Genomic DNA, 14574 nt, shown 5'->3' with positions numbered 1-14574 from the left:
AGCTTTTTTTTGTTTATAGACCTTCTACTTGTCCTGTATTGAAAAATCTATGCTAGTTATTTCTAAAAATCACAAAACAATCTTCTAATAAATAATATTTTACACAAAGTTAATTTCCTTTTATTAAAAAAGAGCAAGAAAATAATACCAATCATGACAGCTTTTGTACAAATTATTGCTAGTTTAAGAGTGATTTAACTATCGATTTGACCCAAAAATGACGTACCCAAACTTATATAGACTTCTTGCCTTCTCGTGTTTCGGATTAACATTTTTTAGTTGTAACACCAAGCAGTCTAGTGAAATACAAATTTCGGAGATTGAACAGGTTAGCTATAACTTCCATATTCGGCCAATACTTTCAGACAAATGCTTTGTATGCCATGGGCCAGATGCAAATAAGCGGGAAGCTGATCTTCGACTCGATACAGAAGCAGGAGCTTATGCAGCGCTAAAGGATGATCCATCACAATTCGTGATCATGCCAGGGAGTGTAGAGGAATCCAAAGTTTATCATAGAATCATTTCTGAAGACCCAGGTGAGTTAATGCCACCGCCAGAATCCAATCTTGCTTTGTCAGAAACGGAAATTCAATTGATCAAAAAGTGGATTGAACAAGGAGCAAAGTACGAACCGCATTGGGCTTTTATCAAAGCAGAAAAAGCTGAATTACCGGAAGAAACAGACTGGACGATCAATGAAATCGATCGCTTCGCATTAAAAAAAATGAAAGAGAAAGGTCTAAAACCTAACCCTGAAGCTGAACCACATGAATTGATCAAGCGGGCAAGTCTAGACCTTACAGGCCTACCTCCTAGTCCAGAAGTTTTGGATAGATTTGGAGATTTTTCAGGTGAACTTTCCTACGAGGATTTACTGGATGGGTTACTGGATGATCCGGGATTTGGAGAGAAGATGGCTATCCTCTGGATGGATATATCCAGGTATTCGGATAGCTACGGATATCAGGACGATAATATTCGAACGCAGTGGCCATATCGGGATTGGGTGATTCATGCCTTTAATGAAAATATGCCTTACGACCAATTTGTCACTTGGCAGCTCGCAGGAGATCTGTTACCCGATGCGAATAAAGAGCAAATACTAGCAACAGCTTTCAACAGAAATCATAAATACACAGAAGAAGGTGGCGTAATCGACGAAGAATACCGTATTGAATATGTGCTTGATAAAACAAATACGGTGAGCAAAGGGCTGCTGGGAATCACCATGGAATGTGCCCAGTGTCATGATCACAAGTATGATCCATTTTCCCAAAAGGAATATTATGAGATGTTTGCCTTTTTTAATAATACTCCTGAGAAAGGCTACCAAGGCGATGTATCTCAATCCAAACCTGCCAAAACTCCTATCCTATTTGTAGATCAGGAAGACCTTTCCGGCATCATGAATTTCATCAATTATGCAGATACATCTCAGTTGAGTGTTTCGGTGATGGGAGAATTGGAGGAACCTAGACCAACTTATATTCTTGATCGTGGGCTGTATGATGCACCTACGGTAGAAGTTGCCGCTTCTACCCCTAGTTCTATCATGGAATTCCCGGAAGATTTAGAGAAAAACCGGTTGGGGCTTGCAAAATGGATGACAAACCGAGAGAATCCTTTGACAGCACGTGTATTTGTAAATTTGATGTGGCAAGAGGTTTTTGGACAAGGAATCGTCAAATCAGCAGGAGACTTTGGCATGCAGGGAGATCTTCCCACGCACCCTGAGTTATTGGATTGGCTAGCTGTGGACTTTATGGAAAATGGCTGGGATATCAAGCGCTTAATGAAGCAAATTCTAACTTCAGCTACGTATAAACAATCTGCAGTCATCACCGAAAAACACCTCAATACTGATCCTGCGAATTTATATCTAGCAAGAGCTCCTCGCCTTAGACTTCCAGCAGAAAATATTCAGGATTTGGTATTGGCTAGTAGTGGTTTACTTGTAAGAAAACTTGGAGGGCCAAGTGTCAAACCATACATGCCTGAAGGAATTTGGGAAGCCGCAACTTCTGGACGGGGAGTTTTGGCTACTTACATTCAAGATAAAGGTGACAAACTCTATCGTAGAGGCTTGTACAATTTTATCAAATTAACTGTACCGCCTCCAAAGGCTATCATTTTTGACTCCAGTAATAGAGATCGATGTGAGATTGGTAGAAGTAGGACAAATACTCCGCTTCAGGCATTGGTGATGATGAATGATCCTATGATTCTCGAAGCTTCGAGAGTGCTTGCCAGCAAAATGTGGGCGGAAAATACCGATGGTGAAAAAGCTATTTCTACTTCATTCAAACGCATCGTTTGTAGGGACATGAGTAATGAGGAAATGTCAATCTTGCTCTCCTACTACGAAGATCAACTCACACGATTTAAAGATAATCCAGATCAGGTTCTCCCTACCTTGAGCGTTGGAGAACATCCTTTGGAAGAAAAGAACATAAACCCGGAAACAGCAGCACTTATGCAAGTGATCGTAAGTATATACAACCTGGAAGAAACTATTACTAAGAGCTAACATGGAAAAGGAAATATTAGAAGAAGGGCTGAATCATAATCGGAGAAAATTTCTATCCAGACTTAGCCTTGGTGTTGGAAGTTTAGCACTTGGATCGCTTTTGATCCCCGATCTATTCTCAGGCAAATCAGAAGCTGAAGAAGCCATGATGCATGCCCTCCCACACTTTGCTCCAAAAGCAAAACGAGTGATATACTTGTTTCAAAATGGCGCCCCAAGTCAACTGGAGTCATTTGATTACAAGCCGGAATTAATAAAGCGAATGGGAGAAGAACTTCCAGAATCCATTCGGGGCACCCAGAGACTTACAGGAATGACTGCAGGTCAATCCTCCTTCCCTTTGGTTGGATCCAATTATAAATTTGATCAATACGGAGAGTCTAGGGCTTGGATATCCGAAGTATTTCCACATACCGCAGGCATAGTTGATGATATCTGTATTGTGAAATCCATGCATACTGATGCGATCAATCATGACCCTGCACTCACCTTTTTCCAGACAGGAGCCCAAGTTGGAAATCGCCCAAGCATGGGATCTTGGTTAAGCTATGGTTTAGGTAGTGAAAACAGCAACTTACCAGCATTTTCTGTATTACTTAGTCGAGGTAGAGGAAATGGCCAAGGAGTTTATTCTAAGCTGTGGAGTAACGGCTTTCTAGATGCCACGCATCAGGGAGTACAATTTTCGAATTCGGAAGACCCTGTACTTTATCTCAAAGACCCCGAAAACATGAGTCGTTCTGAGCGTCGAAAAATGATTGATCAAATCGCTGCTATGAATGATCTGAGCATGAAGCAATTCAATGACCCTGAGATATCTGCTAAAGTGAAGCAGTATGAAATGGCCTATCGAATGCAAACAGCCGTACCGGAAATGACCGATGTATCCAAGGAACCGGAAAGTATAATTAAACTTTACGGGCCAGATTGCCTAGTGCCTGGCACCTATGCAGCAAACTGCCTTTTGGCAAGAAAACTATCTGAAAGTGGTGTTCGTTTTGTGCAACTTTATCACCAAGGTTGGGATCAGCACGGCAATCTGCCTAACGAAATGCGGCTTCAAGCTGAAGATGTAGATCAGGCTTCAGCAGCTTTGATTACAGATCTGAAGCAAAGAGGTTTACTCGACGAAACACTAGTGATCTGGGGTGGAGAATTTGGCAGAACAAATTACTGCCAGGGAAAAATACAAGTAGACAATTACGGTCGTGATCACCACCCTCGTGCATTCTCTATCTGGATGGCAGGTGGCGGTGTGAAATCCGGAATGGTCTATGGAGAAACAGATGAGTTTGGGTACAACATCACCGAAAATCCAGTTCATGTGCATGATTTCCAAGCCACCATGCTTCATCTGATGGGAATTGATCATGAGCGAATGACCTATAAGCATCTTGGAAGAAGGTATCGTCTCACAGACGTCTCTGGTCATGTAGTAAAAGATTTAATTGCATAAGGACGGATGATTAAGATTTCTTCGATTAGATCTATTCTGGAAAACACCCTTTTTATCTGGATAGGTCTCACGCTTATCATAACACTTGCCGGAAACGCACTGGTTTTACCAGATTGGCTTCAGGTTGTTGGAAGAAGCCATCCTATTTTATTACACTTTCCTATTGTTCTGCTCTTAATGGGTTTACTCTTCTTCTGGATTCCAGGAATTGACAAAAAACCTGAGATTAGAGAAATAGGAGAAATCAGCTTTCTGGCCGGTTGTAATTTTGCTGGCATTACCGTGATAGCAGGATTGATTTTAGCTCAGGAAGAATATACTGGAGAGATTTTAACCTGGCATAAATGGGGTGGATTAGCGGTTTTTGTTGGATGTGTTTTACTCTATTTCTTTAGATCAATCAAAGCCAATCTTATTAGGTTTTCGAGTATAGCATTGGCATTGGCTATCATTGCGACTGGACATTGGGGCGCGGGTTTGACACACGGGGAAGACTTTCTTTTAGCTCCCATTCAGACTGACGAAATTGAAGTAATCCCTTTAGCGGAAGCTGAGATTTTTGGAGATGTAGTCCAGCCTATTTTGCAGGCAAAATGTGTAAGCTGTCACAAAGAGGGCAAAATTAAAGGAGAGCTAAGAATGGATCATATCAAAGGCCTACAAAAAGGTGGCAAATCAGGTCCTTTCGTTTTGGCTGGGGATTTCGAAAAATCCCTGCTCATCCAGCGAATCAATCTCCCAGAAGATGATAAAAAACACATGCCTCCCAAGAATAAGGCACAATTAACAGATGAAGAACTGTTGATTCTAAGTGAGTGGGTAGCCTCTGGAGCTAGTTTTGATCAGAAACTAGTAACACTTCCCCCCAAAAATGAGCTCTTCCAATTGGCATCTGTGAAGTTTGAAGGAAATAAAATTTACTCTTTTGAAGCTGCAGACCCAGAAGCCATAGATGAGCTGAATACTTCATTCCGATCAGTAATGCCGCTTTTTCCTGAATCACCAGCTCTGGATGTTTCCTATTTTGGTATTTCAGCATTTCAGCCTAAATCCCTGACTGACCTTAAAAAAGTAAAGGATCAGGTAGTCCGGTTTAGCCTAAATAAAATGCCTTTAGCTGGAATAGATTTAAAATTCCTGAAGGATTTCACGCACTTGGAAGAACTCCAGTTGAATTTCACAGACTTAGATGCTGAGCAGCTCAAAATAGTTTCTGAACTCAAAAGTCTTGAAGTACTAGCTATTTCAGGGAATGTAATAGATAATTCATCTTTACAAAATCTCTCAAAGATGAATGGACTTAAAAAGCTTTTCATTTGGCAAACTGGATTAAGTTCGCAGGATAAGGAATCCATTCAAAAAGCACTTCCAGACACTGAAATAGATTTTGGGTTTGATGGAAAAGGGATTATTTATGAGTTGAACAGCCCTATTATTTCTCAGGATAAAATGATCTATGAGGACAGCTTGGAAATCAGCATTTCCCATCCTATCAAAACTGCAGAGATTCGCTATACCTTAGATGGCACAGAGCCGGATAGTATTAGCAGCCCAATTTACTCGAAGCCAATTTTTACAAAAAAGACGGGGAAAATAATAGCGAAAGCTTATGCTAAAGATTGGAAGAGTTCAAAGGGATCTGAATCAGTTTTTATACACTCAGGATTCAAACCTTCTGAGTCATCTTTAGCTTTCGATCCAAACCCTAAATACAAAGCAGCGGGAGTTGCCACACTTTTCGATTCAGAAAAAGCAGATCCTCCAAATCATGGGCAAAAATGGCTGGGTTTTCAGGACGATCCTATGGTGTTGGAAGTGAGTTTTGAGCAAGAAAGCAAGCCGACTGAAGTGTCAATCAGTTTACTTTATAATGAGGGGGCTCATATTTTCCCTCCCTCCAAAGTGACAATTCAGGGATTAGAAAATGGAAAATGGCAACTCCTAGCCAGTAATTCTCCAGAAGTATCAGCCAAGGCTGCACCAGCGAGAACGGAGCTAATGAATATGAACCTAGGGAGTAGCAGCTACGAAAAGCTCAAGATTACATTAACACCACTTTCTAGCCTACCAAAATGGCATCCATTTGCTGGTGATAAAGGTTGGGTGTTTGTTGATGAGGTGATTTTCAATAAGTAAGGAAAAGGATTCAATTCTTTTCCTTACTTAAAATCTCCTTATACATCGCTATATTTTGCTTTACTTCTTCTTCCAGTGTTGGTTCCTGAATATCATTTAGAGAATTCATTTTCTCCAAAATAGCTTTTGCAACTAGAACACGAGCAGCTTCTTTATTATCTGACGGGATAATATACCACGGAGCATGTGGTTTGGAAGTCTTATTAATTGCTTCTTCGTAGCACTTCTGATAGTCATCCCAGCGCTCCCGCTCTTTGAGATCACCAGGGGAAAACTTCCAGTTATGTTTTTGCTTATTAAGACGTCTTAGCAATCGTTGCCGCTGTTCCTCTTTTCCCAGATGCAGAAAAAACTTTAACACAATCGTACCATTATCACTGATTTGTTTTTCGAAGTTATTGATCTGCTCAAATCTTTTTTCCCAAAACTCCTCAGTAATATCATCCACAGAATTGATCCCCGGGATATTTTCTCCCAAGATATAGACTGGGTGAACTCGCGTCACCAGTACATTCTCGTAATGCGTGCGGTTAAAAACCCCATATTTGCCACGTTGAGGCAGTGCTATGATATGTCTCCAGAGAAAATCATGCTGCAACTCCAGTTTAGAGGGAGTCTTAAAGCTATGTACCACTACTCCGCGTGGATTAAACTCTTTGAAAACCTCCCGAATCAAACTGTCTTTGCCCGCAGTATCCATTCCTTGCAGGCAGATGAGGACAGCGTATTTATTATGGGCATACATCGTATCCTGATGATCGCTTAATTTTTCCCTCAGCTTATTGAGTTCCTTCTCCTTCTTTTTTTCAGAAGCTTCCAAGTCTATGGATGTAGGAACATCCTTGAGGGAAATAGCTTTGGTCACTTTAAAGTCATCAATGGAAATATTTTTCATCTGATTTATATTTTTGGGTGGATAAAAAGTCTGTTTTCAAGTAAAGAACAAGATAATATTTTATCTTAACCCTACAGAAAAACCCCATCTTTTATCCCTTATCCCCCACTTAAATGGCCCAAAATTCTATCTCCACTGGCCTGAACAATAGATACCTGGCCTTGGACGTCTTACGCGGATTGACTATTGCGTTCATGATTATAGTCAATACTGCTGGGGACTGGAGTAATTTATTTGCTCCGCTTGCTCACGCAAAGTGGCATGGCTTTACCCCCACCGACCTTGTATTCCCCACATTTCTTTTTGTTGTGGGAAATGCGATGAGTTTCTCTATGAAAAAGCTTCAGCAAATGCCAAGCGCTGAATTCTTCAAAAAAGTAGGTAAACGGACTGTATTGATTTTTATGATTGGGTGGCTCTTAAGCGCATTCCCATTTTATGACGTGACAAATATTCTTGAAGTTAGACTTTTCGGAGTTTTGCAGAGAATCGCTTTATGCTATTTCTTTGGTGCAGTTGTTTTGTATTATGGAGGAATTAGAGGAGCATGGATATTTAGCGCCATTGCGCTACTTAGCTATTGGGCAATCATGTATTTCTTTGGTGATCCAGGAGACCCTTATTCACTTACTGGCAATGCAGCCATCAAACTTGACCTAGCACTCATGGGACCAGAAAGAATGTATGGTGGTGAGGGAATTCCATTTGATCCCGAAGGAATTTTAAGTACGCTTCCTGCAATCGTGAATGTTATTGCCGGTTATTTGGCTGGAAAAATGATTCAAAAACTGGGCAATACAATGCCAGCCATCAAGAGATTGCTCGCTATAGGAGTAGTTCTGATTATCGTAAGCTACGTTTGGGATATCTTTTTTCCTATCAATAAAAAAATCTGGACGAGCTCTTACGTACTTCTAACTGTAGGAATTGACATGCTTTTATTGGCAATTCTAGTGGGAGTTATCGAAATCAAAAACTGGAAAGGTTGGACTTATTTCTTCGAAGTCTTTGGGAGAAATCCGTTGATTCTTTATGTACTATCTGGTCTGTTAGTAACTATTTTGTCGCTCATTCCAATCGGTGACACCACATTGAAAGGATTCATTTATCAGAATTTTTATACGAGTTGGCTTTCGCCCAAAATGGCTTCCTTCCTATTCGCATTCAGCTATATGCTGGTCATTTGGCTGATTGGATTAGGGATGGATAAAAGAAAAATCTACATAAAAGTATAAATTCAATAATTTCACTGTCAGATAAACACCTATAAAAATGTAACTTAAGGGTGATTTTTAACCTTAAGTTGCATTTTTATGATACTGAAAATTGGTGTTTACAATGTGGAATGGATGCGGGATCTTTTTGACACCGGCGGAAATCCAAAAATGACAGGTAAGGAACTGGTGAGAAGTCAACAACTAGCCGAAGTTATCCAAGCGATGAATCCTGATTTTCTCGGAATTGTAGAAGGACCAAACACCTTAGTCGACGGTTCCAAAACAGCTTCTTTACAATTAGAAGTCTGGACACAGACCTTTATTCCGGGATCTAATTACAAAGGCATTCATGGATTCCCTTCCGCAGGTCAACAGGAACTCTGCGCAATTTACAAACCTGACAAAATCAATGTTCTATTCACACCTGAGACAAAAGCGGGGAAGCGGTTTGATGAGCCCTTTCTTCAAGACACTACTAACAGATTGATCAAGGAGCAATACAAGCATTACCGCCCACCCTTAGAACTGAGTATTTTAGGGTTAGATGACACCTTGATTACCCGAGTGATAATTGCGCATACGAAGTCGAAAGGTATTTTTGACATGGTAGACTATGCGAGATTTGAACAAATTTCAGCTCGTGATCGGCTAAAGCTTTTTGCAGAATGTATGTCGATCAGGGAGCGTTGTGATGAATATTTAGAAAAAAGCCAACAAGTCATGGTGATGGGAGATATCAACGACGGTTTTGAGTTGGATTTCTACGAAAATAAATTCTCTAAAAGTGCCGTGGAAATATTGCTCGGTGATCTTTGGAAGCCGGAATTTGTACTCAAATCTGTCCTACCTAAACCTAAATTGAACAGCTATGGATATACCCCAAATTCCAGTCGTTATAGAGATCGGATCACGGGAGATGAGGTAAATGTTTTGATTGATCATATCCTCGCCAGCCAAAAAATAAAAGTTATCAATGGAACTGTCTGGAATCCATACCTAGAAAAAGATAATCCATCAATTCAGTCTATCAGTAATTCCCTGAAGAGAGCTTCAGATCACTTTCCAATTCTTTGTGAAATCGAAACAACAAACCCCTAAAAAACTATGGATCAAGCTGCACAAACAATGATCGACAACTTAGCGAAAAACACAGGCAAAAGCCTAGATCAATGGGTTGCAATCGTTCAAAAAGAAGATTTAAAAAAGCATGGAGAAATCGTCAAATTTCTAAAGACAGAACATGAATTTACTCATGGGTTTGCGAATTTAGTAGCACACAAAACTTTGAAATCAGATGCTGGATCAGCTTCAGACACGGATGAATTGATCACCAAGCAATACAAAGGCAAAGAACACTTTTTACCTATTTACGAAAAGCTGAGTGCTGAAATTAAGGCTCTTGGTTCTGATGTGGAATTCGCTCCAAAAAACTCCTACGTGAGTATCAAGCGCAAAAAACAATTTGCTATGTTAATTCCCGCTACAAAAACCAGATACGAAATTGGCATCAATCTAAAAGGACACCCGGCGGAAGGAATTTTGGAAATTGATACCAAAACCAATGGAATGTGTAGCCACAAAATTTATCTTACGGATGTAAATGATATTAATGAGGAAGTGTCAAGTTGGCTCAAAAAAGCCTATGAAACTGCTGGATAAATAGTACCGCATACAAAATAGGATCACTTTTCATCAATTGTTGAAGTGTTTATTGCAAATATTGGGGATACCTTGAAACCGTAAGCTATCCCCTTTATTATGCTCATTCATATTAATTTCCAGTCTGTTCGACAATCGGTTCTATTCCTTTTCCTATCGATATATGCCACACAGTCATTTGCCCAAATCACAGAAGACACCTACCACAAAGCGGAGTATTTCCTGAGTGGAAACATTCAAAAAGAAGTTTATCACTTAGATGTGATTCCAGATTGGCTGGATGATAAAAAGAGCTTTTGGCATCAAACCTATACGAAGGATGGGAAACGTTTTTTTATAACGGATATTCTAAAGGGAGAAACTAGAGAAGCTTTCGATCATGAGGAACTAGCCAATTCACTGAGTGAAAAAAGTGGTGGTTCTATTGATTCCAGCAACCTTCCTTTCAGTCGAATTCAGCTCAAAGAAGATGGGACTCTTTCTTTCGAATGGATGAATAAAAACTGGATCTATACCAATGGGAATTTGGAGTCAAAAAAGATTGCCCAAGATTCTAGGGACAGATCAGTGTCGATTTCTCCTGATGGGAATTGGAAGGCTTATGTGAAAAACTTCAATCTTTTCGTGGAAAATCTAGAAACTGGAGAGGAATCCCAGTTGAGCTATGATGGAAGAAAAGACTATGAATACGCTTCATTCTGGGGCTGGTCAGATATGATTTTAGGAGAAAATGGGGAGCGTCCTGAGCATTTAAGCATCAATTGGTCTCCCGATTCTAAGAAGATCCAAACTCAGATTGTGGATTTACGACTAGCAGAAAAGATGCTGTTGTTGGACAATAGCCAAGATGATAAATTTCGTCCTCAGCTCATGGGGTATTACAGAGCTTCTCCCGGCGACACTACTGTAGTGATGTACACTCCGGTTTTATTTGATCTAGAAAGTAAAGCGGCCACCAAATTCCCTGGGCTTTCTCTCCCACATTTCATCGGAATGTACTTCAACTGGGATGCCGATAGTAAGCACATTTACGGAACCTACTTAGAAAGAGGTTTTAAAAGCTTTGACTTACTTGAGATCAATACCGACTCCAAAAAAATCCGAAAAGTATATTCCGAATCCTCTCCCACGCATGTCAATAACAACAATATTTTCAGAAGACTGGATAACGGGCAATTCATCCTTGGTACTGAGAAATCAGGCTGGAATCAGCTGTATCTGATGGATTGGGAATCTGGAAAATTGGTTAATCGAATTACTAATGGAGATTATGTAGTCAAGAATCTGCTCAAAGTCGATGAGGAAAATAGTATTATTTATTTTGAAGCAGCGGGGAAGGAAAAGGATGTAAATCCGTATTATTCCTTTGTTTACAAAGTGAATTTTGATGGAACTGGACTGGAATTATTGACTCCGGAAAAAGCTTTTCACGACATCAGTTATGGTCGAGGGGAAGATTATTTTGTGGACAATTATTCAACTGTTGATCAACCAACAACTTCAGTAGTAAGAGAAATAAAGACAGGTAGAATCGTCCATGAAATTTCTAAAGCTGATATTTCCAATCTGTTGAAGAAAGGTTATCAAAGCCCTAAACAGTTCACTGCAACAGCTAAGGATGGCAAAACCACGATCTATGGCCTCTATTATCTACCCACAGATTTTAATTCCAAAAAGAAATACCCAATCATTGACTATACTTATTCTGGTCCTCACATAGATATTACTCCAAAGACATTTCGGGCTGGCCTCGTTGGTTTACAACAGCCAATGGCCGAATTGGGATTTGTAGTTGTGACGGTTGACGGCCTAGGCACAAGCGGAAGAGGCAAAGCATTCAATGACGTATCTTACAATAACCTAGGCGATGGAACTACAGATCATGTACTTGCCATCAAAGAATTGGCATCTAAAAACAAGTTCATGGATGTGGAAAAAGTAGGGATATTTGGTCACTCAGCCGGCGGATACGATGCTGGCAGAGCGATGCTTCTACATCCTGACTTCTACAAGGTAGGCGTAGCATCGGCAGGAGATCATGATCATCGTATGGAAAAAGCCTGGTGGCCAGAGATGTATATGGGCTATCCTATTGGGGATTTCTATCATGAGCAATCCAACATCACCAATGCATCCAAACTCAAAGGTCATCTTCTTTTAGCCCATGGAGGAATAGATGAAAATGTGAATCCTTCGGCAACATTCAAATTTGCTGAAGCGCTGATCAAAGCTGGAAAAGACTTTGACTTATTTATCTGGCCAAGTAGAAATCACAGCTTTGGAAGAACTGATGGAGATTACTTTACTAAAAAGCGCTGGGATTATTTCATTGAGCATCTAATGGGCGAAGAACCTATCAGGCATTATCAGATTCAGAAGTGAGAGGAATTTGAGGATTAAAATTTCAAATTTGAAATCTCAAATTTGAAACAAAAAAGCGCAGACCTCATAATCTGCGCTTTTTTATTAAAAGGCTGAAGCAACCTAGCATTAGTTTATCTACAAAAATCAGGGTACTTCGATCTTCTGTCTTCCGTCTTCTGTCTTCTGTCTTCTGTCTTCCAGCCAAATCACTTCACCACTTTCAAGATTCCTTGCATGGTATAGAAATGCCCAGGAACAGTACACACATAAGTATATTCGCCAGGCTCAGTTGGAGCGATGAAATATATCGTAGCCGATTCACTTGGCTGAAGCAATTTTGTATTAACCAGTACCTTGCTTGTATTAGGAATGTAGTCCTTTTGCTGACCTTCCAGTCCAAGCTTCATCGCTGCCTCACCTACTTCTATGGCAGTTCCCGGCATCACGATCACAAAATTGTGTAGCATATCATCCACATTTTGGAAAACTAGCTTCACCTTGCTTCCAGCTTTTACTTGAACTTGGGCTGGATCAAACTTCAGACCTGGCTTAGTTCCCATGTTAATTGTGACATCAGCTTTTCCATCCCATGCTGCTGGCATAGTTGTGGTGTTTTTTGCCAATTTTGGAGCGGCTGGAGTAGTTGCAGCCGCCTGTTTTTTCGCTTCGGCAGCTTTGGCTTTAGCTTCTGCATCTGCCTGCGCTTTTGCTGCACTATCTGCCGCAGCTTTCATCATCATCTCATGCTCATGACGCGCTGCCAAAAAAGGCGCTTGATCAATTTTTTCCCCTGCGCCAAAATTGTTCAGCGTGTAATATCCTACATTATGCAAAAGAGGCTTTCCTTCAGTAGACTTCACTCCTTCAGCTTTGATTTCATGGATATAGCCTAAGCGTAGATTGTCGACCAACAATCTAGCCTTCATTCCATCCTCAGAAACTACCACACCAATAATATCACAAGGCGCATTATTGATCACTGGACTACCGTACTGCGCTTGATACTTATAAGTGAAACCAGTTACTTGATAGTTTGCCGGGTCTTTTGCCAGCTCCTTATCTACCGGCTCCGTGAACTCAATCTCAAAACCATCAGGTTTTGATTTGATCGTCTTCATTTCGAAAGGCATTCTACCAGTCCACACCAATCGCTGTAAACTAAATAACTCTTTGCCAGTAGAAGACCAACCACGGCTTGTCATACCTACAAACATGGAAGCATCATTTCCCCAGACCATTCTCAGAATTCCTGAGGAAAAACCTTCTCTAAATGGAAATACTACCCCTTGGTAAACACCATTAATTTTCTCAAAATCAACACGAGCTATATTACTCTGCCCTTGATCTCCTACAAATACCTGATTGGCAAATGGCCCGAATTTTCCTTCTGTATTATCATTCAAGAATCCTGAAGTAGAAATCCCCAAAATCCCATGAGGCAACCAAATCGCCGGCGCTTTCAGTCCTGGTACTCGCTGTGCTACGTCATACATTGGTTCACCTGTATTTGGAATATCCTCCTTCTTCAGTGTCACCGGAGAACCTGGCAAGTCAGACCATTCTAAACTTTCCGCATTTCCCAAGAAATCTCCTTTCTCCACATGGGAAATTCTACCTGAACCTACCCAGTCACCTTGGTTTTCGGTATAAAAGAAATCACCTTCTGAATTCATTCCGTATCCTGCTGGAGACCGCATTCCCGCAGCAAAAGGGATCATTTCACCATCAGGTGTGATTTCCAATGCCCAACCTCTCCAAGGAACCAAACTAACTCCATGTCCTAGGCTATTACTCCAGCCTACATTGAGCGTCACCAGCATATTGCCATTAGGAAGAAAAGTAGGTCCATAAGAGTACTCGTGGTAATTCCCAGAAAGAGGCCAGGAGTATATTTTGTCATACACATCTGCCTGACCATCTCCATCGGTGTCACTCAGCCTAGTCAATTCACTTCTCTGCGTCACATAGATATCTCCATCCTTATATGCTAATCCCAAGGGTTCGTGTAATCCAGAAGCAAATTTCTTATATACGGGCTTTTCACTTCCGGAAATACTCGGACTGGAAACTATCCACACTTCACCTCTTCGCGTACAAATAGCCAAGCTCCCATCCGGCAACGTAGCCATTCCGCCCACTTCCAAAATCACATCTTCAGGAACTGGAAGCGAGATCATTTTATAAAAATCATCCTCAGTTTCAGGCACCATCATCGGGGCTTTATCCTGCGCTTTTAATTCAACTTGTCCGATAACTAGGCAAGCTAAGGCAAAAGCAAATCCTTTAGTATTATTAAAATTCATTAGATTTTTCATGC

At 40.7% G+C, this 14574-nt stretch carries 9 protein-coding genes; 7 read left to right on the top strand and 2 right to left on the bottom strand.

Going from position 1 to position 14574, the window contains the following annotated elements; genetic code table 11:
- Nucleotides 1-217 precede the first annotated feature (217 nt).
- From QOL76_RS11785 to QOL76_RS11775, 3 genes are read left to right on the top strand one after another with little or no spacing between them, the layout of a single operon-like run.
- Entirely contained in the window at nucleotides 218-2530 is a 2313-nt protein-coding gene (locus QOL76_RS11785) for a PSD1 and planctomycete cytochrome C domain-containing protein (protein ID WP_283413171.1), read from the top strand.
- 1 nt (nucleotide 2531) lies between these two features.
- On the top strand, nucleotides 2532-3986 hold the full coding sequence (locus tag QOL76_RS11780) for a DUF1501 domain-containing protein (RefSeq protein WP_283413170.1): 1455 nt from the start codon (nucleotides 2532-2534) through the stop codon (nucleotides 3984-3986).
- Nucleotides 3987-3992: 6 nt separating this feature from the next.
- Nucleotides 3993-6122, top strand: coding sequence for a c-type cytochrome domain-containing protein (locus tag QOL76_RS11775; RefSeq protein WP_283413169.1), 2130 nt, complete (start codon nucleotides 3993-3995; stop codon nucleotides 6120-6122).
- Between the two features lie 10 nt (nucleotides 6123-6132).
- Here QOL76_RS11775 and QOL76_RS11770 read toward each other — a convergent pair whose 3' ends face one another.
- Entirely contained in the window at nucleotides 6133-7017 is an 885-nt protein-coding gene (locus QOL76_RS11770; protein WP_283413168.1) for a PPK2 family polyphosphate kinase, read from the bottom strand.
- 113 nt (nucleotides 7018-7130) lie between these two features.
- On the opposite strand from QOL76_RS11770, the gene QOL76_RS11765 reads away from it, so the two are divergent.
- From QOL76_RS11765 to QOL76_RS11750, 4 genes are all read left to right on the top strand, one after another.
- Nucleotides 7131-8252 carry an acyltransferase family protein gene (locus QOL76_RS11765; protein ID WP_283413167.1) on the top strand — a complete coding sequence of 374 codons (1122 nt, stop codon included), beginning with the start codon at nucleotides 7131-7133 and terminating at the stop codon, nucleotides 8250-8252.
- A 78-nt stretch (nucleotides 8253-8330) separates the two neighbouring features.
- On the top strand, nucleotides 8331-9332 hold the full coding sequence (locus QOL76_RS11760) for an endonuclease/exonuclease/phosphatase family protein (protein ID WP_283413166.1): 1002 nt from the start codon (nucleotides 8331-8333) through the stop codon (nucleotides 9330-9332).
- Nucleotides 9333-9338: 6 nt separating this feature from the next.
- Nucleotides 9339-9893 carry a DUF4287 domain-containing protein gene (locus tag QOL76_RS11755; protein ID WP_283413165.1) on the top strand — a complete coding sequence of 185 codons (555 nt, stop codon included), beginning with the start codon at nucleotides 9339-9341 and terminating at the stop codon, nucleotides 9891-9893.
- Between the two features lie 99 nt (nucleotides 9894-9992).
- Nucleotides 9993-12275 (top strand): S9 family peptidase, encoded by a 2283-nt coding sequence (locus QOL76_RS11750; RefSeq protein WP_283413164.1) that lies wholly within the window; start codon nucleotides 9993-9995, stop codon nucleotides 12273-12275.
- Between the two features lie 188 nt (nucleotides 12276-12463).
- On the opposite strand, the gene QOL76_RS11745 is transcribed toward QOL76_RS11750, so the two are convergent.
- Nucleotides 12464-14572 carry a plastocyanin/azurin family copper-binding protein gene (locus tag QOL76_RS11745; RefSeq protein WP_283413163.1) on the bottom strand — a complete coding sequence of 703 codons (2109 nt, stop codon included), beginning with the start codon at nucleotides 14570-14572 and terminating at the stop codon, nucleotides 12464-12466.
- Nucleotides 14573-14574: the final 2 nt, after the last annotated feature.

This window comes from Algoriphagus winogradskyi (assembly GCF_900182815.1).
GTDB classification, from domain to species: Bacteria; Bacteroidota; Bacteroidia; order Cytophagales; family Cyclobacteriaceae; genus Algoriphagus; species Algoriphagus winogradskyi.
This window is presented reverse-complemented; position numbering and strand designations above follow the sequence as displayed.